Consider the following 23,949-nt stretch of genomic DNA (forward strand, 5'->3'; position numbering starts at 1 on the left):
CGGTTAGATGATGGATTTGACGTCCGACAGCCGTTCTACCTGAATCTTGACGTGCCGGACCGCTGGCTTGTCGTATTGGAAGTAGCAGTTGCCTATGTGGAATTGGTAGATGCGCCGTGTCTTGGTAACTGCGTCTACGGTTTGCTCGACGTTGGGAAGCGTGTTTAGGACCTTGATCCTTATACCGTTACCATGCGTGGCCGTCTGCGTGATCGATTGGTGGCTGAAGTCCGCCCCTTGGAAGTCATGGCCGTCTATGAGCTTAAACCCTTCTGTGCTGAGCTCCCTCTTCAGCTCGAGAAGCTCACTGTCTGGTACTCCGTGAACATAAATGTACGGGCAGAAAGGGGAAGGCTCACGTGCGGACAGTTTGGCCCATTTCCTTGAAAGCTCGAGGAATAGGTCCTTTAGGTCGCCTCGATCATATGAGCCTGTGTCTACCTCTACCATGAAGAAGCGTTCATACGGCGGCACGTTGAGCTCCGTGAAATACTCCCTACGAAGCGCTGCCAAGTGGGCTTTTTTGCCCTTCCTCTCGACAAACCACTCGTTGAACAGAATGCTTGAGGTATTGATCCTGGCCAGGAATTGCTTCTTCGTAACTGCCCGGTCCGTCGGCGCAGCCTTGATCGATAGATCGCGGATAACCGCTAGCGCGTTATTGTAGAAAAAGTATTCGGCAGAGAATGATGTCCCTCCCAACGCAACTTGGAGGGCCCCGACCACCTCTCGGAACTGTTGGTCAAACGCTTTCGCCCTGATGTCGATAGTCAGGCGCTTTAGGAATTCCTCGAGTTCAGTATCGGAAAGGCCTAAGTCCAAGTAATGGTAATAGGTGACTTTTTCTTTCGTGTAGGTCAGGAAGTGCTTCTTCAGGAAATCGACGTCTACACCGCCGTCCAGTTTTTCCTGGCCGGAGGCGTAGTGTCCCTTAATGGAATACGCAACCTTCGGTTTCGTTCCCGCCAAGCTTTCCTTGAAGTGGGACACCATGTGCTTGACCGCATCTTTGATCACGGAATGGTTGTATTCGGTCTTCGCGTAGTACTTGCACTGCGTGGCTGTGACGTCGCTTGCGGTCCGGATATCGATGTCCTCGGTGCACTCAATCTCGATGGAATCGTCCGGCGAAGCCAGTTGCAAGACACTGAGGATGGACAGATCGAATTGGTAAAAATACCCTCGGATAGTGTCAACGGCGCTTCTGTCGGTCATGGCATGTCCATTTGCTATGTCTCTATCAGTAATTGCTCGCATTTAGCAATGCAAGCCGGTGCAAGTATTCCAACGTGCCATTCCGTTGATGCTGGTGAGGACTCGCGATACGCCGAGCACGCGTTACCATCATGTGGGCGGTGACAGTTTTGGCTGAGCATACACTGTGGATAGCATGGAATACTGTCCGATTTGTGCACCAGCGGCAGCTAGTCGCCATAGCTGAGTACTCATAGCTTTGGCCGCACCGTTGCTCAGCACTCGATTCAGCAAAAAGTCCCTGGCTTCCCGAGAGGCTGCGCTGATACTGCTTGGATGCTGGATGCGATAACACTGGATTGTCCCATTCAAATGAAACTGCCATAGCTGATCGTTGGCAATGCCTTGCTCACGGTAGTCAGCAAGGTTGGTGCATACACTGTGCTCGCCTGTGTACGGGAAGTACTTCCGGCGAAATCTGGCGCTACTGGCACCGTTAGCGAAGAGGATTATGTCCGGCTTGAGAATTTCAATCTGAGCTTTTAACAGCCGCTCCGAGATATCCAGAAGCATGGGGAAGTTCGGCCAACGCATCGGCGATTTCCCATTCCAGGCAAAGCCAAACAAATTAGCCCAGGCGATGCCATCGGACCCGTGGTCGGATGCTAGGGAACGAAGCAGGTTGAAGTAACTGGCACCCTTGTCCGGTGGCCCTGCCAGGTGTCGGGCCAAATGCGCCTGCTGTTTGGCCATGGCCCTCTGTATGTATTCGTCCAAATGCAGGAATGGAGCCTGGCTGGACACTACGTTCCACAGTCGCGTCTCGCGGCCCACTACCATGATGCGCCGGAGAGCCTGCTCGTAAACCGACGACGTCCCAGGAAGAAACAGACCCGAAAGCTTCGCGAACTCAGGTTCGTGGGCTCGACTCCGGTCAAGCCAGTGCATCGGGAGCTCTGAAAGAATCTCACTGTAGGCCCTGGTTAAGGCTTGGTGTGTACGATCCATCGCAAGGCACTCCTCATAAAGAGATGCGTTAGTAGCAAAAAGCCAGCAACCAGTCTAGCGTTAAGCCATACTGCCGCGCCCCACGTACAACTCCGGTGGCAGGATGGCCCTACGCAGGCAGGTGCCACCGGTTAGTCTCGTCGCGCTAGCAAGGCAATTTCTCAGGGAAGAATGATTTAAATGTCTGATGAAAGAGTGATCTATCCGCCCTTGCTTGAGCACGCCAAATTAAGGCAAGCACTGACCGCAGGCGAGCAAAAAGTTTTTCAGATGTTCAACCAGAATCTGCCATCTGATTGGGAGATCTACATACAGCCCCATTTGAATGGATTGCGCCCGGATTTCGTTCTATTGAATCCGAGTGGGGGCATCGCAGTGTTCGAGGTCAAAGACTGGAACCTGAGCGCCATGAGGTACTTCACAAAGAAGGATAACTGGGGGAATCAGGCCCTTTGGGCAGAGAAGGACGGCAAAGAGTTCTGTCTCCAAAGCGAGAATCCTGTCACCAAAGTAAACCTCTACAAGAAAGAGATTTTCGACCTTTATTGTCCACGTATTCAGTCAAAAAACGGATGGGCAGCTATCACTGCGGGGGTCATCTTCCCTTTCGCACGGGCGGATCAGGTCAAAAATCTCCTATCTCCTTTCCTGAGTAATGGTGAGTATGCCAAATATCAGCCAATCAGCGGCATTGACGAAATTTCGGTCGGAAATTTAAAGGCCATATTCCCGGAAGCTACCCGCAATGGTTCCTTCCTCATATCGGAGAGCTTGGCCAAAGATCTGCGTGGCTGGCTTGTTGAGCCGGACTTCGCATCGGCGCAGAGAACGCCTCTGGCCTTAGATCGTAACCAGCGGGCCTTAGCCGACACTCGCACTGAGACTGGCTATCGCCGGATAAAAGGGCCAGCTGGCTCAGGAAAGTCCCTGGTGCTTGCAGCGCGAGCCGCACGGCTGGCTAACGAAGGCAAGTCCGTTCTGGTTGCTACTTTCAACATTACGCTCTGGCATTACCTTCGTGATCTCATTGTTCGGAACCTCGATGCACCAGAACGGATTAGGAATATTCGGTTCACACACTTCCATTTGTGGTGCAAGCACGTCTGTTATGAAGCGGGATGGGAGCAGAGGTATGACGCTCTATGGGCTAATGGCCGAGAGGATGTTCTGAACAGTGAATTGCCGCTCTTGGCAGACGAGGCTGTCATGCATCCGGGTGCTTCAAGGTACGACGCTATTCTGGTAGATGAAGGGCAGGATTATCGCCCGCTGTGGTGGAATGTACTGCGCAAAGCATGCAAACCAGGCGGAGAAATGCTTTTAGTCGCGGATGCGACACAGGACATTTACGGTACAGCTACCGCATGGACAGATGACGTGATGAAGGGTGCCGGATTTCCAGGGGGACGGTGGGCACAGCTTGATGTCAGCTACAGATTGCCGCCGGATGCGCTGAACCTTGCACGAAGCTTTGCGGAAATGTTCCTTCCTGCAGATGTCGTCGACTTACCGCAGCCTGAGCAAGGATCACTTGATCTATACCCCTGTCACCTTCGCTGGGTGCAATGTAACCACGAGAATGCCACGGAAGTGTGCTCGGACGAGATCCGTGCCTTGATGCATCAGACCGGCAAGAACGGTTTGGCTAATGCAGACATCACCATGCTGACGGGAAATATGGCATCTGGGGCCGAAGTGGTACGTCGGCTCGATGAATACAATATTCGAGCTGTTGATACATTTGGCACTGACCATCGCCGCAGGAAGATGGGCTTCTACATGGGTGATGCCAAGATCAAAGCAACTACCTTGCACAGCTTCAAGGGATGGGAGTCTCGCCTGCTGGTCGTCTATGTGACTGAAGCTGCAAATGCGCAAAGCCTGGCGCTAGTCTATGCAGGCTTGACGCGGCTGAAGCGAAGCCAGGAAGGGAGCTGGTTGACGGTCGTCTGTTGCGCACCCGAACTGCAGAGCTTTGGAAAAAATTTCCGAGACCATGCTGTTGTAGCTAGTGGCCAGTCAGGAGCAGGAAAAATTCACTCGATAGGAGAAATAGCTCTGTCAGCCCCTTAGATCCGAGTGGTCACGGTAGCAATGACAGTCACCTGCCACCTCCCTATGAGAACGTCACTTCCAGGGCACCGTAATCAAATGGTGCTGGCGAAGCACTATCAAGCATTGACCCAAGCACCAATGTCCTCATAGACAGCCTTCGCCTGCTGTGCGAGTTCCTGGCTAGCGTAGTCCGGGCGGCTTTTTCGCCCCCGTTCAGTTGTTAGTTTAATAGCGCTGCTGTCGTATTCCTTGATGCAGTAGGTTGCCCACCAGCGGGTGCTCCGAGGTGTTTCGATGTGAACGGCAACGTTGTGATAGCGTTGTCTGTAACCCATCGCCAGCGCCCCTCTTAGAGCCTCTGTCACCTCATCTACTCTGTCGTCTGGAATGCACAGCGCGCCATGGATGTGAGCAGGGTGATTTTCTGTGCGGCCGGTATGATTGAATTCAAGATTGAAGACCAGATCAGTCTCAATGCCCAGCTTCGACAGGATTCGCTTGATGATCGCAGCGAGGTAGTTAGCCGGGCCGCGTGGAGCAGCCAGAGCAGCCTCAGCCGTTTTGTGATCGAGCCGGATGGTGATCGATTTGGCATCGGGCTTCGTACACAGCCGAAAGAGACGGAAGAACTGTTTGATTTCCGGGCTAACAAATTTAGCCCAACCTGGGAGCTCACCAGTTCCCTGATACTCCTGCACCAGCTTCTGAATGAAGGCATCTGTTCTCAGTAGCTTCTCTATCTGATCATGATCAAAGTCTGGGTGTAGTTTATTAATAGCTACAACACGTTCAGCATGACTCATATGGAAATTAGCTATAAGCCCCGCCCTGCTTGGTGTCGAGACAGAACGGCCGCGTCGTTTTGAGCGATTAGTTTTTGCATTTACTCCAGATTTGGCATAGTCGATCCCTCGCGGAATGATCTGCTCACCTGGGAAAGGTACAGCCTCTCTGTCTTCCAAGTGAGGCCTGGAAGAGGTCTGGAGACTATATGAAGACTCGCCCGCAAACAGACCCGACTCTATAGCCGCATGCTCGTCAGACTCACTATGGATCATCGTGCGAGGACTGGCTGGCAGTTCCAGTGGAAGTTTGTCGAGCAGCGCATCCAAGTCCGCTGACCATTCACCCCCATCTAGCTCCGCGCCGACCGTTTCGCCCTGCTCAAGCCAGTCGTCTCCGAAAAGAGCTCTGTAGGCCTCCCTCTTCACCATGCTTTCTGCGTGGCGGCTACGAGCGCTATCGAGCAGGCGCTTTTGGATCTGTAAAACCTCACCCTCCTTGAATGGGCTCTGATGCTTGATGGTCATGGCAGTCTCATTGCCCGGAATAGATCCGGGGCAGATTTTCATTTTCTTGATTCCCTGGATGGCGCCAGGGTGTTCGGAACTTACACTGTGCTCTAAGGGTTTGACACTTTGTCCCGGTCATCCTTTGATCAAGGTGCTATCACCCTTCGACAACGATATCGCCGTCAAACTGTTGGGCCTGGATTGATCTTCTCTCCGCAAGCCAGCTCAGTGTTTCAATCTCATCATCCACGCCTTCGCTATCTCCGCTGATCTCCGCCTCTTCTCGGCGTTGCTGCGCTCGCATCTCTGCTACATCGTCAGCGTTCATGATTTGAATCTGGAGGACTGGGAGTTCTTCTACTTCAAGCGTCTGGTTCAGTTTTTCGAGAGGTAGCGCCCGGCGTGCAACGTCCTGTGTCAGTTTGAGGGTCGTGGCACTTGCAGCTAGAGACCGGAAAGCTATGGGACTGCTCAGGTCGAGGATGTCCAAAGCCGAAGCAAGTTTCATCCGGATGTTCTGACTGAGCGCCAGATCATCGAGAACGAGCGAGGCTGCTGCCTGTTGAACGCTCTCCATAGAGAACGCCATGTTGAGCATTCCCTCCCTGGCTTTCTCAATCAGCGCTTGCGTGGCGGCACCTGAGACTGCCCCGTGCTTCTTCAATAAACGCTGAGTTGTACTAATGCTGATTTCCAGCTGACTGGCGATTGCCGGAATCGTCCAGCCTGCCTCTCTGAGTATTACTGCCTGCGCAGCTTGATCCGGTGTTTTCTGCTTGCCTGCCATGATCACTGCCCCTCTACGATGTGTAATGATTTGCTGGCGCAGGCTCGTTTCACGGCTGCAATGGAAATCCCGAACTGATGAGCCGTCTGCTGGATGGTCGCTTCTTGGGCCTTACGCCACGCACTAACAGCGGCGTCATCGATTTTCTTGGGGGCTCCGAGCTTCTGGCCTGTGGCACGTGCTCGGGCGATACCTGCCATCTGTCTGGCCTTTATATTTGAGCGCTCCAGCTCAGCTACGGCAGCAAGCATGGTTAGCATGGCTTTGCCTATGGGGCTGGACAGATCGAAGCCTTCACGCATTGACACGACGGCTACACCCTTTGCGGTCAATGCTTCGACTGTTTCGAGTACATCGATTGTGTCCCGTCCTAAACGATCAATGGCGGACACAATGAGCGTATCGCCCTTGCGAGCGAATTTGAGTAACGCAGCAAACCCGGAGCGCTGTGCCGCTTTTGTTGCGCCGCTGGTTGCTTCGTCGTCAAACCAGTGCTCAACGTTGTGCGTCTGAGCAATAGAGTGACGCTGTGCTTCGGTGCTCTGATCTTCTGTACTGACTCGGACGTAGGCTAGAACTGTCACCGGGGCGCTTCACTATATGGCTCAAAAGTATGGCTCAGAATATACGTGATAGCTCAGATTAAAACAACACATTTGAGCCACTCTAAAGCCCAGCCTTTCCATTGGTAGCGCTGAGCATATTTGGCGGCTCAAAAAGTACACTCTCTGAGCTACTCCATATCCAAAGAAACGCATTTTCAGCAGCCGTCCTCAGCGCCTCCTAGTGATTCGCCCGCTTAGCCGTCGAGTTTTGCCCTCCGGAGATAATGCGTTTCAGTTGCGCGAGGCCGCCTGCCGTTTTCAGGAATGCTTTTGCTTGAGGACTTGAAAGATCGAAGCCTTCTTGCACCGAGATCACATTTGCACCTTTCGCGCGTAGAGCTTTGAGAGCGTCAAATAGTTCGAGACTGCATTTACCCAGGCTTTGGATCGAGTGGACGATCAGGGTATCGCCCCTGCGTGCAAACTTGAGTGCATCCATGAAACCGGGCTGCTCTAAGACACTGACTGATTCGCTGAGCGCCTCATCTGCAAACCAATGTTCAACATTGTGCAACTGGGCGATCTCGCAACGCTGAATCTCGGTACTCAGACTGTTGGTGCTGACGTAAGCAAGAGTCCTCATTGAAGATCTCCCTTTGTATCGGAGCGGCGAGACGGTTCGCCGGAAATGCGATCTTCTACCCATTCGTCGATGGCGAGCGAATCCCACCCTACAGCTCGCGGACCGAGGCGCACTGACTGTGGAAATAATCCTTGGCCCATCAAACTGTAAATGTGGGCTCGCTTGAACCCTACGCAACTCTCTACGTCTGGAAGTCGAAGGATTCGACGGTTTTGAGAGACGCGCCGAGGTTGCGGCATTTGGGAAGATATAGACGTGTGCATCTGGAGACTCCTTGGCACCCTATGGTGCTTCGTGGACTGGATGCACCCATTCAATCCAACGAGCGTGCCGGAGTCATTTCAATTGCAAATAACAGTTTTGCAATTGAAATTCAGACGGACTTATCGGCCTCTTTAGCAGCTTTGTTGCACAACGCGAAAAGCTTGGGAAGACTGCTGTCGCCGATGCCGTACCACTTTCCGTGGCGCTTGACGATTTCCTTGGTGACGCCGCTTTGATTGTAGTTACGGCTGCCAGGCTCAAGCAGCAGCTCCAGCAAGGCTGCAATTACAAGGGAGTGAGATGGTATTTCTTCCGCAGGGCCGGCGGTGGCGGTGGCGGTGGCGGTGGCGGTGGCGGTGGCGGTGGCGGTGGCGGTGGCCTTACGGTTAATGCTGGCAGCAAATGAGTCAATTCCCGAGCGCTCGAATCGTACCTTACAATCCTGCGGCAACAGCTCAATCGCCCATTCTTCGCACGGGTATGACGCTGCATCGGTTTCATGCTTTTCCCGCACTTGTCCGGATAGATAGATCGTGACCGGGCTCGTAGCGACTGAGTCTAGGATAGTGAGCGGATTGAGTATCCGGGACTCGCCGTCGGCGTAAACAGTCTGAAAATACGAATTGTCCTCACCCGCTATATATGAGGTGCTCTTGCCCGCAAGACCACCTGGGTTGATAAGGGCGATGCAGTTCCCCTGCTCGCAGTGGCTGAATAAATCGTGCTGGGTTAGCTCGATAGACTTCTCTTGCTTTAAATATCGCAACGCTTGCTCGGTGGTGAACCAACTGAGCTGTGAGAGGTGGTCAGGCATATCAAACCTTAGAGGAGAGAAGTAGGAGATGCGATAGCGTCGGCCAAAGAGGGCATTTCCGTTTCGACAGTCTTTTCTGATGAGGCATGCTCAGCCCAATCCTGCATTAACGGTCGACGCTTCTCAAGGAAGTCAGTCCGGGAATATGCACCCTCGGTTTGGTCTCGCTCATCGTGTGCAAGAGCCATTTCACAGACTTCTCGCGGATAGCTGGTGGACTCACTTGCCCAGTCGCGAAATGTTGATCGAAACCCATGACGGGTGATGTCAGCATGCTTCATTCCATGCAGAAGAGTACGCACTGCATTTGCATGCATCACCCCGCTCTTTCCTCGCCCAGGGAATAGGAATGTGCTCCCCTCAATGCGTGGGATCTTAGCGAGCACGCCTAAAACCTGCTCGGAGAGTGGTATTGCAAAGGCTTTACGCGCCTTCATGCGTTCAGCCGATAGCACCCAGGTCTTGGACTCAAAATCGAACTCCTCCCAACATGCAAACCTGGCCATGTGAGCCCGCGCACCAGTCAAGATCAATAACTGAGCAGCAAACGACGGCAGAGTGTCATCCTTTCGAAGCTTCGCCATCAACACAGGCAACTCAGACCACTTCATAGCTGCAAAGTGCTCGCGCTTTCGAGCTGCTTTCTTAGCATCTCTGGAAAGAAGATGCTCCAGGTTCCCCCGCCAACGCGCCGGATTCTCACCCGCTCGTAGACCACGTGCTTTTGCAGCATCGAGCACCTGCTCGATTTGCCCCCGAACCTCGTCCGCTGTGCGAGTTTTCTCAACCCATATAGGATTCAAAATCTTTTGCACATGATCCACCTCGACTGCCTCAGCAGGAAAGTCACCGATCAACGGAAACACATACTTCTCCATTTTTCGCACCCAACCCTTTCGCCACTTCTCAGAGTGTTTTCCGCTATGCGCTTGGTGGTACTCAATGGCAAGGCTTTTGAACGAGTGACGCTTGGCCTCAGCAGCCCGCTCTACAGCTCTGTGAGCTTCGCGCACGACCTCTCGCTCCGATAGTGGGTCTGCGCCTGAATTCAGCACCCGACGAGCCTCCAGAGCCTTTGCACGAGCATCAGGAAGGCTGATATCAGGATAAGACCCAAGCCCCATATCACGTGACTTGCCGTTCCACTTGTAGCGAAAAATCCAGCTTCCCTTACCATCAACGTTGTACTTGAAATACAGGTTTCCGCCGTCACCGGCATAACCTCGTTTACCGGACTTCAACAACCCGGCTATTCCTTTGACTGTCAGCTTGACCATATCCCCACCAGAAACTCAGCCCATACCCAGGCCCATACCAAGAAAGGTAGATGATGTTGGCGGGTACTGGCAAGCAGTGGACATAAATCAGCATTAAAGCCTTTATTTACAGGCCACTTAAGATGATCGCTCAGATGAGCATGGACTTTGATGGACGATAGAAAAGCCGCCCACAAGCCGGCTTTTTAATGCCCGTAATAATGTCATCCCGCCCCTTTCTCTCACGGATAACTAAACGATTTCACCAACGTCAGCTCCCCCACCGCCCGCATCGGCACCAGAAACGTCTCCATCTTCTCACTCGGCGTCCCCTCCTCCGTAATCACCGTCACCTGCGCCGTCGTCAACGGCTGAACCGCATCCTGCCCTTCCTCATCGCTGCGGTACCCACCGCCAAAGTAATTCACATACACCAGATACTGCCCCTTGATCGGCGCGGGCATGGCGAAGATTTCCGGGCCGTAGCCGGTGGTGACGTCGACATCGAGTGCGGCGCCGTTGGCCACGGCGCGGTCGCCGTACCAGATGTGGGCGCCGTCGGGGGTGATCAGGTGCAGGTCGAGGTCGGTACCGTCACTGTCCCAGGCCAACAGCACGCGCAGTTTGGCTGGAGTTGCTCCGCCACTGGCGTTGAGGAATTGCACACGGCGCCGTTGCTGGCCGTCGGGGCTGCGGACTTCGACGCTGTTACTGCCACTGGGGAATGAGAACGGTCGATCGAAGCCTCCCGCGGTATCGATTTTCAGCGGCATGCTGACGCCGTTGACGATTAGTCGGCCGGGTTCGCCGTTCTTAGGCGCGGCGTTGATCTGACCTTTGATACGTGCGGTGTTTGCCTGTCCCGCCGGGGTGTTCACCGATGAGGCCGGGTAGTTGACGATCTGCCGAAAATTTTCGCCTTCCCCTTCGGCGGCGCCGGTTCGCCAGCCGCCAGAGGGGGTGTCGAGTTTGACGCTGTCGGCGGCGGTTGCCGGGGATAACAGGGCGAGCGCGCAGAGCAGCAGCAAGACCTGTGGATAACGATCTGTCATGGCCTATTCCAGCAAGAGGTGGCGGGCGAGCCCTTCGATATAGGTTTCATCCTGGCCGTTGGGATGCGCTTCGAAGGCCAGGTGCAGGTATTCGTGGGTCAGGTCGAGGCGGTCCTGCAGCGAAAGCACGCCGCGCGCGTAGATGCGCTGGCGTTCACGGTCGACGAAAGGACGGCCGAAGGCCAGGCGACATACGGCGAAGGTGCTGACTTCGTTGTAGCCGGCTTCGCTTTCAAGACGGGGGCGCCAGCCGCGGCGTTGCTTTTGCAGCCAGTCTTGCGCGGCGGGCAGCGCCTCGCAGGAAGCAACAGGATTATCCCAGCGGCTGAGGCTGGCGCGCGGGTATGCGTGGAGCAGGATGGCGTCGTAGCGCTGGCCGGCGTTGGCTTGGTCCACGGCAAGTTGCCAGGACAATCTGTCGAGGCCTGGCTGATTGGAGTGGTAGGTCACGGTGCTCCCGGTGAGCACCAGGTCGCTGGTCCAGGCGGCGATGCTGCGTACCTGCGCCGTGGCTGGGCGTGGGGCGACGCGCTGGTGCTGACTGCTGTCGTCGATGCTCAGGCAATCACCGCGGCGCGTGGCGTTTTGCAGCAGGTAGGTGCGGATGGCCACGGCCAGGGCCTTGGCGGCCTCAACGGGTTCGGCACTGGCTTCACGCTGCAGGACTCGGGCGACGTACTCTTCGCGATCGAGGCGGGCGACCAGTTTTGATGAAGGGCTGTCGTTGAGTAAAAACAGGTCGCCGTCACTGTGGATATCCAGTTGGTTACCGTTGACGAACTCGACCCGGTAATCGCCCCGCAACAGGCCGGACGACATGACACGGTCATCTGACATGACCCGTTGCAGTGGATAGCGGGAGAAAAGATCGACTTCGACACACTTCCCAGCCTCCACCGGCCAGGACGTCGGCAGCACCACGGACAACGCCTGGGCGTAATCGCGCAGCACCCGCTGGCTGGTTCCGCGCCCTCCCGCCCAGATCGGCGTGCCATCCGCCGTCCAACCGGCGAACCCACCCTGGCGCGACGCTGCATCCCGATCCCCGAGCCAGCTCCAAGTCTTCACCCGCAAGCGGCTGCCGAGTTCGCCCACGACGTTGCCATCCGCCGCGTTCAATAGCACATCCAGCAATACGCGACGCGCCTGGTCCTGCGCCGGCATCAGCGCCAACATGCGCAACAATTCCACCACCGAAACCCGGGTGGCTGGCTGCAAGGATGGCAAGTCCAGCAGCCACTCCGGCGCCTGACGAGCCTGCCAATACGCTCGCCAACCAGAAACATCAATACCCAATCGCGCCGGCTCGAAATACAGCCCGCAGGATTTCACCAACGCCTGATCCCGATCGATCTTGCCACCGGCGGTGCAACAATAGACGTCTTCCTTCGACTGCCCGCGACACTCGTACGCCGGCTCACGCGCGCCGGTGTCCACCAGCCAGGCGTACACAAACAGCTTCCAGACACTGCCCAGGGGCGCCTGCAAACTGTCGGGCAAAGGTTCGCGCGACAGCACCTGCGTTCGGCTCAACGTCAGCAACTGATCCTTGAAAGCCAGGCGCAAGGGCTCTTCCTGCGCACTGGCCAGCGCGGGAATCAGACACAGCAGCAACCAGACCCAAGGCCGATACATATCAGTGAACCGTCACCTGACCGAGCGCCGGTTTCTGCTCCTGAGCCTGATGCTGTGGCGCGTACACCTGGGTAAAACGCGCCGGCGGCAGGCTGAACTGGCCTTTCTGCGAGAAGCGCACCAGGTGACGCAAACGCAGTTCGCCGCTCAAGGCATCCACCGGCACTGCATAGGCCATTTGTCCGGGCTCGAAACGGGCCTTCTCCAGCGCCGAAGGTTCGGTCCCGGCCTTGCCCATGAGCTTGATGCCCCAGGTCGTGCGTTCGACATCCGCGCCCGGTGGCAGCGGCACTTCGAGCAGGCCGTAACGCAAGGGTCTGGCGGCTTTGCTGGTCAGGATCACTTCGTCCAGATACAGGTTGTCGCTGGACAAGGGAGCACTGCCGACAGGCTGCAGCTTGAAGGTGAAGGCTTCATCGCCCGGCACCAGTCGCGACAGGCGACGGGTGATGGTCACAGGCAGCGGATCGACCGCTGGCTGTTTGCTCTGGAAGCTCAACGCGGCGCTCAGTGGACGCTCCTGCGCACCGCTCAGCGACAAGACGCCGGGGACCTGTGCGCCTTGCCATGTCCAATAGATTTCACCGGTTGCGCCCTGCTCCTGCGTCCAGCCGTCACCCGGTTTCAAGGTCACAGCCGGCGCCGCCTGTTCGATGTTGCGTTGTAACCAGGTCAGTGCCAGCGCACGTTCCAGCGTGGATTGCTGTGGCAGTAACCGAAGCAACAACGCTTGCGCATGCGCCTGATCGAACGGCTGCAGCGATGCATTCAGCGCCTCGGCAAATGGCTCGGAGCTGGTGGCCAGTCGCTGCTGTGCGTCAGCCAATTGCCGCTTGAATGCGGCTGGCAGAGCGACCTTCGATTGCCCCGCCAGCGAGGCGGTCAATGTGCGCGCAGCAGCCAGGCCCAACGCCGAATCCGGATCAGTCATGACCAGGCTATCGCCAGCCACGTCCATGACGTTTGCGGCACTGCCCTCACCGGCGCGCATCAGGTCCTCCATCAATCCGGTGAGCAAAGTCTCGACCGGCAATTGCATCTGTCTGGCGAACGACAGGATCAGCGCCCGTTGCAACAGCGGCGTGTTCTTCGCCTGTTTCGCGTACACCTCCAACACTCGCTGCCAGTGCTCTGGGGGTAAGTTCAGCTCCATTACCCGGCTGGCGTGCCAGTCGGCGTAATAGGCGTAGGCGGTAAGAAACGCATCCGGTTCGCCGTCCAGGCCCCACCAAGTGAAGCTCGCCGAAGGGCCGGCCATTTGCACCAGGCGCAGGCGGCTGTTCTGCATGATCAGGCGCAAGCGATCGCGGACCTGCGGGTTCGACGATAAGGCTGGATAGGCGATGCTCAACGGCAGCAATTGACTGGCGGTCTGTTCGACGCCGCCGTACGGATAGCTCAGCAGATCATCGAGGGCAGCACGGAACAGTGCTTGCGGGCTGTCATCCAGACGCAAGCGGATATCCGATGCATCCGCAGGCAGGCTCAACGGTGTATCTGCGCTGACCACGTCCAGGCGTTGGCTTTGCGTGACTTGCCAGCCTTCGCCGGTTGCGCTCAGGTGCACGGTCAAGGCATCGACGGTTTTACCGTCCTGCACTAGTTCCGCGCTCCATTCGCCATTGACCAGCCCGAATGCCGGCAGCGGTATGTAGTTGATGCCGCTGTCGAGCGTGACGGGAACCCGCTGTTCGCTGCCCGCGTAATGAATCACCAGCTCGGCCTTGACCTGGTTTTGCGCCTGGCTGAAAGCAAACACACCAAGATCCGGTTTGTCGCCGGCGCGGAATCGAGTCGGCCCGCTCCACTTCAGGTACAGCGGTTTCTCCGAGCGCACGAACTGCTTCTTCTGCCCGACCTGGCCGCCATCGGCGATGGCCCGGGCGGTGATGCGCCAGCGGGTCAACGAGTCCGGCATCTTGAAAGTGAAGCGGGTCTTGCCACTGGCATCGGTCACAAGCTCCGGTTGCCAGGCCGCGGTGTCGACGTCTTCGCGACGCGGGCGCTCCAGCACCTTGACGCCCCGCTCACTGCGGTTGGCCTTGCCCGGCGCGCCAGGGCTGCCAGGCAGCGCGACGTCGTAACTGATGAACGACAGACTGGCGCTGGTGCGCACGTTGTTGCGGCGCGGATGGTAGAAGAACTGGTCGATGGACGGCGCGATTTCCGGCTGCAAGGCATAGACCATCTCGTCGACCACACTGACCGTCAGATGCGCCGGGATCGGCTTGCCGGCGAACTGCGTGCTCAGGTCGACCGACACGGTTTCACCGGGTCGGTAGGTCTCTTTGTCAGTGGCGATGGCCACTTCGATCTGCGGCGTGATCACCTTGATACCGGTGTTCTGGAAGCTGTACTGGCCGCCCTTGGTGTACAGCACCGAGAACGTCAGGTTCGGCGCGAAGCTGTCCTGCACCGCAATGCGTGCGCGGTATTGAGTGTCGCTGAGTTTTTCCAGCTTCAGCCAGTCGCCGCCCTTGGACAGCAGCGCCGTGGCCTCGACCTTGTCGCGCTCCAGGGACAGCAGCGCATCGCTGATCGGCTCGGGAAAAGTGATCAGCGCCAGCGCTTCATCGCCAGCCTTGTACTCGGGTTTGTCGAGGACGATTTCCACGGTTCCCGGTACCGCCTTGACGCCCTCGCCGGTGACAGAATGGCCGGTGGCACCGAGGGTGCGACCATGGTCATCCTTGAGCGAGAGGTTGTAAGTACCGGGACGCTCGAAGGCCAGGCTGAAGCCCTTGTCGGTTGCCGCGAGCTTGCCCTCGCCGGTGCTTTGATCCTCCAGGCGTACCCAGCCGTAGCTGGCAGGCGTGACCGCTGCGCTCTGCTCGCTTTGATTGACGTAGCTGAACGCAACCTTGTCGCCCACCGCACTGAAGCGCCGCGGCGCACTCAGGCGAAAATTCGCCGCGCCGCGGTCAATGAGGATTTCCTTGGTGGTCTTGACCCGATACGCCGCGCCATCGCTGGCGAACACGGTGAGCATGTAGCGACTCGGTTTCTCGGCGGCTGGCAAATCGACAACGGCATTACCCTTGGCGTCGGTGGTCGATTCGGTGCTGGTCAGTTCCACCGGGAATTGCCCCAGGTATTGCAGCTCGTTGTCGACCATCGACAATTGCTGGGCACGCAGGCTCAGGCTCAACTTGGCGTTGGCCACCGGCTTGCCGTCCGGATAGAGCAGCACCAGGTTGCCCTTGATCGGTTCGCCGGTGCGGTAATCCTGCTTGGCCAGGTTCAGGGAAATTTCGAAGTGCGGCTTGATGTATTCAGCGACGCGAAAGGCACTGCTGTAGGCCTGATCCTTATAGTTGAAACGCAACTCGTACCCACCGGCCACAGCATTGTCGGGCAACTGGAAACGGCCTTGGGTACCGGCCTTGGAGTCGAGCTTCAAGGCCAGGGATTGCAGCGCCGTCCCGGTCGCATCCAATACGGTCACGTTAACGTCGGCTGCGACGGGCTGCACCGAATCACGGGCGTTCTTGAACTCGCGCCCGACGATTTTCAGCGACACCCAATCCCCCGGTCGGTACAGCGGGCGGTCAGTGAAAGCAAAGAGTTTGGTGTCGTAGATTTCGCTGTCGTAGTAGAAGTTCTCCGAGACGAAAACGCCGCCCTCTTCATCCTCGCCAATCACGAATGAGCGCTCGGGACTGACGTGTTTCAGGCGCAGCAAACCATCGGCATCGGTTGCACCGCTGCTCATCACACCCAGGCCATCGGTCCACAGCACGTTGACCTTGGGCACCGAACTGCCTTCGTGTTTACGCGCAGCCCACACCAGCAGTTCATCCCCGGCAATCTTGCTGACCGCCACGGTGTTAGAGACGAAGACCATGGTGGTCGCGCGGTACTTGCCGATCAGCGCTTCCACCAGATACAGGCCTGGTTTCAAGTTGCCCAACGGGATGTAGACGTTGCCCGGCGCCACACTGACGAACTCACTGGAAGACCCGGCGAGGTTCACGCCTTCAGGCGGCTGGATCGGTTTGGCTTGCCACAGCGGGTAGCGGAATTGGCTGACCACCGGCAGGCCCGGAATCAGGGCGAATTGTGGCTGCGCGTCGTAGGGCGTTGGCGCGGCCATGGCGTTGCCCATCTTCAATTCCGGCACTTCTTCGGTGACTTGTTTACGCGACTCGTAGGAAAACGCCCGTTGCATGACCCGACGAGATTTGCGGTACCAGGTGTCCCACAAGTAGGCGAGCGTATTCGACAGGCCTTCGCCCTTGAACTGGCCGTCACTGACGACCCGGTGCAGGTTCTTCTGGCGCTTGAGAAAGTCCAGCGGCTTGTCGATGCGGTACACCCGAATGTCGGCACCGCCATAGGGTTCCATGCGCAAGCGACGGTAGTCGCGACCCGGCGCTTCAAGGCGGACCATCGCCTGTTCGTCGCTGGCAAAACTGCTGTCGGCCAGCAGGAAAAAACTTTCACCGGCCACCGGTGTATAGCCGCTGGGTTCGACAGCGTCTTGGGCGTTGACCGTCGAAAATGGCAGCACCAACGCCAACAGCAGAGGCAGAAAACGCAGCATGCGGGCACCCATCATTGGGAGAGAAAATTCAGTCGATAGACGCCGATGAAGTTGGGGTTGGCTGCATCGGGTATCCATCGGGTGTCCTTCCATGTCATGAGTTGTTGCAGGCTTGCCGAACGCATGCCGTTGTCGGTGGGAGTAGTGGTGCCGGTGTGATAGGCGATGTAGCGGCCCATCCAGATCATCAGGTGCTGGTCGTCGCCCTGGTCGAAAAACATCAGGTCGCCGGGACGCGCCTGTGCGATATCGCGGCCAACCAGCTGGCTGTTGAACTGGATCAGCTTGATCGCGTTGACGTAGGGGCCGACCTTGCCACCACCTTGCTGCCATTGCTGGGCCAGCCCGCGCTGACCCGCACTCAACTCCAGTTCCGGCGGCAGGTAGCGGTTGGACAGGCCATTGCTGCGCAGCCATTTGTCGTCATGGACTTTCAGCGCTTCGTTGGCGGCAAAACGCACCAGGCCCGCGCAGTCCTGCTGATACCAGCGCGGGCTCGGCCCCCGACTCAGTTGCTCCTGCGCGATGCGCACGAACCAGGCGCGGAACACCTGGGATTGCTGCGGATCAAGCGCCGGTGTTTCGATCGCTCGGGCGCCCGCGCTCAACAGCAAAGCGAGCACGCCGAGGCTGCGGATCAGTACGTTCACAGGGCTTTCCATTGCAGCGGCAGCCATTGCCAGTGGCCATCGGGTTCGGTGCCCTCGGGCAGGGTCAGGGCGTACTTGCCGTATCCGCCGAGCTTGCGCAATTTGGGGATCAGGTAGGTTTGCGCCGCGTTGTAGAACACCGGTTCCATGTCTTGCGGCAGGCTGTCGAGGGTTTCGCGCTGCATCAACTGCGCCATGGCGTCCGGGCCGAAGTACACCGGCATCAGCAGGTCCTTGGGCACCACGTCGGCCATCGGCGGGAAGCGTTTGTCGAGGGTGCCAAGGGCCTTGTCCAGCAGTTTGTCATCGAGGGAAAACAACAGCGTCGACCCGTGGCGCGCCAGGCTGACGTTCATGAAAGCCTGGCCGGTGATCGCATCGGGATTCGCGGCATCCTTGGCCGCATACGGACCGAAACGGGAGCTGACCTGACGCTGCCACTGGCGGTTGTCACCTTGCTGTTTCTCAATCACCGGGAACACATGCTCATCGACCTTGCCTTCATAAGCGCCGACCATCGAGCCGAACAGCCTGCCCAGTTCGCCATCGAGGCTGGCGCTGTCTTCATCCTTTAGGCTGGCGACCAGCAGTGGTGTGTACAGCCGCGAATCGGCGTACCAGCACAGGCCCGCCGCACCGGCCATGTGCTCGGTCAACGCCTGGGCCGCAGTCTCGTCAGCACCGAGTTTGAGCAGCAGCGGCTTCTGTTGCTCGGCAGCCAGCGGCACGGCCACGCAAGCGCTGGCGCCCATCGGCATGGCTTGCCAGATCGGCTTGAAATCAAAGTCCGGCTGATCGTCCAGTTCATCCATGGCCAGGAAGCTGTGCCAGCCCTTGTCATCCATGTCGAAGCGCAACCCGGCGAAATTCGGGATGAAGCGCTGATACCCCATGGCGAGCACGCTGGCATTCACCGACAGTCGCTGCTTCACTTCCGGCGCGCGGGGTTGCAAGCCAAACGCTTCGGGGAACAGTTTGTCGCCGTTGAGCAGTGCGGCGATGGCTTGGGTCGAGACACTGCCCGACTCCTGCGTCGCTCCACTTTGCGGATCGTAGAGTTTGGTTGGATTCGACAGCACCACCAGTTTGTCGCCATGGGAGGCAAACAGCAGCGCCTTGCTGGCGTTGTAGCTGAGCTGATAAAGCGCCACGTCGTCGTTGCCGACTTTCACGTCTGCGAGTTTGCTCAACTGCGAATCATCCAGCGCCACTTTGGCCAGCGGCTCCAGCACCTTGGCCAGGCCACCGCGATCCATCACCAGCAGGAAATCCTTGAGCCTGCCATCCGCCCCGCGCCACAACGCAACGTCCGCCGGTTGATCGAACAGCTGCTCGATCAGCGTGTCCTGCAACTTCAGCTCATGCTCGTAGATGATCCGCCGCAAGCTGCCGATCAGCCCGAGGCGATCGGCGTGGGTTTCGTAATAGAAGACGAAATCTTCGGTCAGGGTTTCCTTTAGGAACGGTACCGCCAGCAGGTCCCTGGGCAACTGGCTCAAGGAGTGGGTCTCGAGCAAGCCATCGGGGCGACTCATGCCGAGTTTTTCCGCCGCCAGTTGCGGGGCCGGGGCTTTGCTTTTCAGCATCAGCCAGCCCATGCCAGCAGCCACGCCCACGACCAGACACAGCCCGATCACAATGGCCCGGACATTTTTTCCTGCCCAATAGCGGGACGGCTTGGGGCCAGGTGTTACAGCGGCCGGGGAAACAGTGTCATCGCTCATTTCACAAAACCCGAATTCATCCGTGGAGCGGGATGCTTAATAGTTGAAAGTCTTGACCAGCAGCAGGTCACCGATTGCGCGCAGGGGCACGATGAAGGTTTCGCGTTTTTCGTCGACGGTGTTTTCGTTGAGCACCAGGTTGATTTGCGACGTAATGACCTCGTTCTGATTGCTGGTCTCATCGAAGTTATAGCCGCCGCTACCGAAGTTGCCCCAATAGTTGACGTAAACCAGATAGGTGCCATGCAGCGACGCGGTCATGGTGAACATTTCCGGGCCGGGGCCGTCGACGCCGTCCGGGTCGAGGCCACCACCATTGCTCATCGCCGGCCGTGCCCAGAACGCGTGCTGGCCGTCGGGGGTGACGATGTGCAGGTCAAGTTCGGCTTTTGGATCGTCCCACCCCAGCACCACGCGAATCCGTGCGGGCGTGCGTAAATTGTTGGCTTCATAGAATTGCACGCGTTTGAGCGACTGGCCTTCGGCGCTGCGCACTTCGACGCTGTTGGAGCCGGCTCCGAATGCATAGGGCCGGGCAAACCGGCCCTGATCGTCGGTGTACAGGTTCAACGGATTACCGTTGACTGCGAGCGTGTGGGGTCCGCGCTGGGCACCGATGGCCTTGAGCTGGCCCTGGATCATCGTGCGATTGCGCTGCACACCACGGTCGATGGGTGGCGTGGGATAGGCGACTTGCGGGTTTTCCGTACGGTCCAGCAAACCGTTGAAGCGCCAGCCGCCCACCGGCTCCGACAGCTCGGCACTGGGCGCGGCCAGGGCGGGCGCACAGGCCCAGCCGATCAGCAGCAAAAGAAATGAGCGCATGTGATGCCTCCTGCCATGCATGACGAAACCTTGCGCCTGATCCTCGGCGCGTTACAGATGCGGGTACTGCGTTTCGTCTGAAAGACCCATGAATAGCGGGTCGTCGATGGCGCGAAGGTTAGACGTGCGGGTGTTTTTTAACAATCGGATGCGTCCGGATTTGCGGGGAGAGTCACGGTGAGCCGATTAACGCTTCTATTCGGCTCACAAAATGAGCCGAATCGCCACTCACTTTGTGGCGAGGGGATTTATCCCCGTTCGGCTACAAAGCAGTCGTAAATCCGGACAACGCATACAGTCGGAACAGACGTCAGGGGCCGCTTCGCAGCCCAACGGGGATAAATCCCCTCGCCACAGGACTGGTTCCTCTCAGGAAACGGTGGCTGAAACACCCCGCTCATTTGCCCATAAACCCCCTATCTGCTAGTGTCGCGCCGGTTTAACGTCAACCGGAAATCGCCGCCATGGCCCGCAAAAAAGCTGCACTGGATTTCGAACAGTCCCTCGCTGACCTGCAAACGCTGGTAGAGCGTCTGGAGAATGGCGAATTATCGCTGGAAGACTCGCTGGCCGCTTTCGAGCAAGGCATCGGCCTGACCCGCGATTGCCAGGCGGCGCTGGCCCAGGCCGAGCAAAAGGTTCAAGTGTTGCTCGAGCGTGATGGCGAGTTGGCCGAGGAACCCTTCGACGCGGATCAACCAGAATGATTGCAGCGTATTCAGCGACCAGCCAGGCCCGCGTCAACGCCGCCATGGAAACCCTGTTCATCGCGCCAGGCCCTGAGCTGGTGCGCTTGTACGACGCCATGCGCTACAGCGTGATGAACGGCGGCAAACGGGTGCGCCCATTGCTGGCCTACGCTGCATGCGAAGCGCTGGGCGGCAAGGCGGAGCAAGCCAACGGCGCGGCCTGCGCGGTGGAGCTTATCCATGCCTATTCGCTGGTGCACGACGATTTGCCGGCCATGGATGATGACGATCTGCGCCGCGGCCAGCCGACAACGCACAAGAAATTCGATGAAGCCTGCGCGATCCTCGCTGGCGATGGCTTGCAGAGCCTGGCGTTCAGCGCCCTGCTCGACCCGCGCCTGAGCAACGTCGACGCCGAGATCCGTCTTGAAATGGTCAGCACACTGGCATTGGCGGCAGGTCCGGCGGGCATGGTCGGCGGCCAGGCCATCGACCTTGGCTCGGTAGGCCTGAAGCTCGATCAACAGGCGCTCGAATACATGCACCGGCACAAGACCGGCGCGCTGATCGAAGCCAGCGTCAAGCTCGGCGCCCTGGCCAGTGGTCGCGCTGAAAAGGGCGAACTCAAGTCCCTGCAGACTTATGCACAGGCCATCGGCCTGGCATTCCAGGTCCAGGACGACATTCTCGACGTCGAAAGCGATACCGAAACCCTGGGCAAACGCCAAGGCGCCGACATTGCCCGCGACAAGCCGACCTACCCGGCACTGCTGGGCCTGGACGCCGCCAAGGCCTATGCCCTGGAACTGCGCGATCAGGCGCTGCATGCGTTGCGACCGTTTGACGCGGCTGCCGAGCCCCTGCGTGAGCTGGCCCGCTACATCGTCGAGCGACGCAACTGACGGCGAATCCGCCAAAAAAGACCAACGCGTGGGCAGGGGCCGATGCATCAGGTAAACTGCCGCATCTTTTATACCTATAACGATTCGCCTGATGCCCACGACGTTTCATGAGATTCCCCGCAAGCGCCCGACCACGCCCCTGCTCGACCGCGCGAACACGCCGGACGGCCTGCGCCGGTTAGGCGAAGCCGAGCTGGAAACCCTGGCCGATGAGTTGCGCCTGGAATTGCTCTACACGGTCGGTCAGACCGGTGGGCATTTCGGTGCAGGTCTGGGCGTCATCGAGCTGACCATCGCGTTGCATTACGTTTTCGACACCCCGGACGACCGGCTGGTGTGGGACGTGGGTCATCAGGCTTATCCGCACAAGATCCTCACCGGTCGTCGCGAGCGCATGGCCACCCTGCGCCAGAAGGACGGCGTTGCCGCCTTCCCGCGTCGATCCGAGAGCGAGTACGACACCTTTGGCGTCGGCCACTCCAGCACGTCGATCAGCGCAGCCCTGGGCATGGCGATTGCCGCCCGCCTGCAAAACAGTGATCGCAAGGCGATTGCCGTAATCGGCGACGGCGCACTGACGGCCGGCATGGCGTTCGAAGCGCTGAACCACGCGCCGGAAGTGGACGCCAACATGCTGGTGATCCTCAACGACAATGACATGTCGATCTCGCGCAACGTCGGCGGTTTGTCGAACTACCTGGCGAAGATCCTTTCCAGCCGTACCTACGCGAGCATGCGCGAGGGCAGCAAGAAAGTCCTGTCGCGCCTGCCCGGCGCCTGGGAAATCGCCCGTCGCACCGAAGAATACGCAAAAGGCATGCTGGTGCCCGGCACGCTGTTCGAAGAGCTGGGCTGGAACTACATCGGCCCGATCGATGGCCACGACCTGCCAACCCTGATCGCTACCCTGCGCAACATGCGTGATCTCAAGGGCCCGCAGTTCCTGCACATCGTCACCAAGAAAGGCAAAGGCTTCGCCCCGGCGGAGGTCGACCCGATCGGTTACCACGCCATCACCAAGCTCGAACCTGTCGATGCGCCGGCCAACCCTCCGAAGAAAGCCAGCGGGCCGAAGTACTCCGGTGTGTTCGGTGAGTGGCTGTGCGACATGGCGGCTGCCGACCCGCGCCTGGTCGGGATCACCCCGGCGATGAAGGAAGGCTCGGACCTGGTGGCCTTCAGCGAGCGCTTCCCGCTGCGCTACTTCGACGTGGCGATTGCCGAGCAACACGCCGTGACCTTTGCGGCCGGCATGGCCTGCGAAGGCGCGAAGCCGGTGGTGGCGATCTATTCGACCTTCCTGCAACGCGGCTACGACCAGTTGGTGCATGACGTCGCGGTGCAAAACCTCGACGTGCTGTTCGCCATCGATCGAGCCGGCCTGGTGGGCGAAGACGGTCCGACCCACGCGGGCAGCTTCGACCTGTCGTTCCTGCGCTGCATCCCCGGCATGCTGGTGATGACCCCGAGCGACGAAAACGAACTGCGCAAGATGCTCTCGACCGGTCATCTATATAACGGCCCGGCCGCCGTGCGTTACCCGCGCGGCAACGGCCCGAATGCGACCATCGAGAAAGACCTCGAGCCGATCGAAATCGGCAAGGGCGTGGTTCGCCGCCAGGGTAGCAAGGTCGCTTTGCTGGTGTTCGGCGTGCAACTGGCCGAGGCGCTGAAAGTCGCCGAGACGCTGGACGCGACCGTGGTCGACATGCGCTTCGTCAAACCGCTGGATGAAGAGCTGGTTCGCGAAATCGCTGGCAGCCACGAGCTGCTGGTGACCGTCGAAGAAAACGCCATCATGGGTGGTGCCGGCGGTGCGGTCAGCGAATTTCTCGCTCGCGAGAATATCCTCAAGTCGATGCTGCACCTGGGCTTGCCGGACATTTATGTCGAACACGCCAAGCCGGCGCAAATGCTGGCTGAGTGTGGACTGGATGAAGCCGGGATCGAGGCTTCGATCCGCGAGCGTCTGCAACTGCTAAACCGCTAAACCGCTATACACACTCCCCCCTGTGGGAGCGGGCTTGCCCGCGAAGAGGCCGACACATCCAACATCAATGTTGAATGTGCC

Annotated in this window: 19 protein-coding genes; 4 read left to right on the top strand and 15 right to left on the bottom strand. The window is 58.4% G+C overall.

All coding sequences use genetic code 11. The features are described from left to right. Window positions 1-3: 3 nt before the first annotated feature. Window positions 4-1,215 carry a DUF4297 family anti-phage-associated protein gene (locus tag HGP31_RS27780; protein WP_168759000.1) on the bottom strand — a complete coding sequence of 404 codons (1,212 nt, stop codon included), beginning with the start codon at window positions 1,213-1,215 and terminating at the stop codon, window positions 4-6. A 129-nt stretch (window positions 1,216-1,344) separates the two neighbouring features. Continuing rightward, complete coding sequence (locus HGP31_RS27785; RefSeq protein ID WP_168759001.1) at window positions 1,345-2,202, bottom strand: hypothetical protein; 858 nt, start codon at window positions 2,200-2,202, stop codon at window positions 1,345-1,347. A gap of 180 nt (window positions 2,203-2,382) precedes the next feature. Between HGP31_RS27785 and HGP31_RS27790 the strand changes: the two genes are divergently transcribed. Then, entirely contained in the window at window positions 2,383-4,275 is a 1,893-nt protein-coding gene (locus HGP31_RS27790) for a nuclease-related domain-containing DEAD/DEAH box helicase (protein ID WP_168759002.1), read from the top strand. Between the two features lie 98 nt (window positions 4,276-4,373). On the opposite strand, the gene HGP31_RS27795 is transcribed toward HGP31_RS27790, so the two are convergent. From HGP31_RS27795 to HGP31_RS27855, 13 genes are all read right to left on the bottom strand, one after another. Continuing rightward, window positions 4,374-5,567, bottom strand: a complete 1,194-nt coding sequence (locus HGP31_RS27795) for a hypothetical protein (RefSeq protein WP_168759003.1) — start codon at window positions 5,565-5,567, stop codon at window positions 4,374-4,376. Window positions 5,568-5,706: 139 nt separating this feature from the next. After that, the gene (locus HGP31_RS27800; protein WP_168759004.1) at window positions 5,707-6,336 is read right to left on the bottom strand and encodes a hypothetical protein; all 630 of its coding nucleotides are present in this window, start codon (window positions 6,334-6,336) and stop codon (window positions 5,707-5,709) included. A gap of 2 nt (window positions 6,337-6,338) precedes the next feature. Continuing rightward, window positions 6,339-6,920: a recombinase family protein gene (locus HGP31_RS27805; RefSeq protein WP_168759005.1), complete on the bottom strand. Its 582-nt coding sequence runs from the start codon at window positions 6,918-6,920 to the stop codon at window positions 6,339-6,341. Window positions 6,921-7,119: 199 nt separating this feature from the next. Continuing rightward, window positions 7,120-7,524 carry a recombinase family protein gene (locus tag HGP31_RS27810; RefSeq protein WP_168759006.1) on the bottom strand — a complete coding sequence of 135 codons (405 nt, stop codon included), beginning with the start codon at window positions 7,522-7,524 and terminating at the stop codon, window positions 7,120-7,122. Continuing rightward, window positions 7,521-7,763, bottom strand: coding sequence for an AlpA family transcriptional regulator (locus HGP31_RS27815; RefSeq protein ID WP_168759236.1), 243 nt, complete (start codon window positions 7,761-7,763; stop codon window positions 7,521-7,523). Before HGP31_RS27815 ends, HGP31_RS27810 begins: the two co-directional genes overlap by 4 nt. 134 nt (window positions 7,764-7,897) lie before the next feature. Then, complete coding sequence (locus HGP31_RS27820) at window positions 7,898-8,602, bottom strand: hypothetical protein (RefSeq protein ID WP_168756986.1); 705 nt, start codon at window positions 8,600-8,602, stop codon at window positions 7,898-7,900. An 8-nt stretch (window positions 8,603-8,610) separates the two neighbouring features. Next, on the bottom strand, window positions 8,611-9,879 hold the full coding sequence (locus HGP31_RS27825) for a tyrosine-type recombinase/integrase (protein WP_168759007.1): 1,269 nt from the start codon (window positions 9,877-9,879) through the stop codon (window positions 8,611-8,613). Between the two features lie 221 nt (window positions 9,880-10,100). Further along, window positions 10,101-10,910 (bottom strand): YfaP family protein, encoded by an 810-nt coding sequence (locus HGP31_RS27830; protein ID WP_168759008.1) that lies wholly within the window; start codon window positions 10,908-10,910, stop codon window positions 10,101-10,103. Window positions 10,911-10,913: 3 nt separating this feature from the next. Next, window positions 10,914-12,545 (bottom strand): DUF2300 domain-containing protein, encoded by a 1,632-nt coding sequence (locus tag HGP31_RS27835; RefSeq protein WP_168759009.1) that lies wholly within the window; start codon window positions 12,543-12,545, stop codon window positions 10,914-10,916. Window position 12,546: 1 nt separating this feature from the next. Beyond that, window positions 12,547-17,103 carry an alpha-2-macroglobulin family protein gene (locus HGP31_RS27840; RefSeq protein WP_168759010.1) on the bottom strand — a complete coding sequence of 1,519 codons (4,557 nt, stop codon included), beginning with the start codon at window positions 17,101-17,103 and terminating at the stop codon, window positions 12,547-12,549. Beyond that, window positions 17,100-17,750 carry a DUF1175 domain-containing protein gene (locus HGP31_RS27845; protein ID WP_033045475.1) on the bottom strand — a complete coding sequence of 217 codons (651 nt, stop codon included), beginning with the start codon at window positions 17,748-17,750 and terminating at the stop codon, window positions 17,100-17,102. The genes HGP31_RS27840 and HGP31_RS27845 overlap by 4 nt, the downstream gene beginning before the upstream one ends. Further along, complete coding sequence (locus tag HGP31_RS27850) at window positions 17,735-19,462, bottom strand: DUF2138 domain-containing protein (RefSeq protein ID WP_020796288.1); 1,728 nt, start codon at window positions 19,460-19,462, stop codon at window positions 17,735-17,737. The genes HGP31_RS27845 and HGP31_RS27850 overlap by 16 nt, the downstream gene beginning before the upstream one ends. A 36-nt stretch (window positions 19,463-19,498) precedes the next feature. Further along, window positions 19,499-20,287, bottom strand: a complete 789-nt coding sequence (locus HGP31_RS27855; protein WP_020796287.1) for a YfaP family protein — start codon at window positions 20,285-20,287, stop codon at window positions 19,499-19,501. 464 nt (window positions 20,288-20,751) lie between these two features. On the opposite strand from HGP31_RS27855, the gene HGP31_RS27860 reads away from it, so the two are divergent. The 3 genes from HGP31_RS27860 to dxs all read left to right on the top strand — a co-directional run bounded on the left by HGP31_RS27860 (window position 20,752) and on the right by dxs (window position 23,868). Next, window positions 20,752-20,994, top strand: coding sequence for an exodeoxyribonuclease VII small subunit (locus HGP31_RS27860; protein WP_007970180.1), 243 nt, complete (start codon window positions 20,752-20,754; stop codon window positions 20,992-20,994). Beyond that, complete coding sequence (gene ispA, locus HGP31_RS27865; RefSeq protein ID WP_168759011.1) at window positions 20,991-21,878, top strand: (2E,6E)-farnesyl diphosphate synthase; 888 nt, start codon at window positions 20,991-20,993, stop codon at window positions 21,876-21,878. The genes HGP31_RS27860 and ispA overlap by 4 nt, the downstream gene beginning before the upstream one ends. Before the next feature lie 91 nt (window positions 21,879-21,969). Next, window positions 21,970-23,868: a 1-deoxy-D-xylulose-5-phosphate synthase gene (gene dxs, locus HGP31_RS27870; RefSeq protein WP_168759012.1), complete on the top strand. Its 1,899-nt coding sequence runs from the start codon at window positions 21,970-21,972 to the stop codon at window positions 23,866-23,868. Window positions 23,869-23,949 lie beyond the last annotated feature (81 nt).

Source organism: Pseudomonas umsongensis, assembly GCF_012647205.1.
GTDB lineage: Bacteria > Pseudomonadota > Gammaproteobacteria > Pseudomonadales > Pseudomonadaceae > Aquipseudomonas > Aquipseudomonas umsongensis.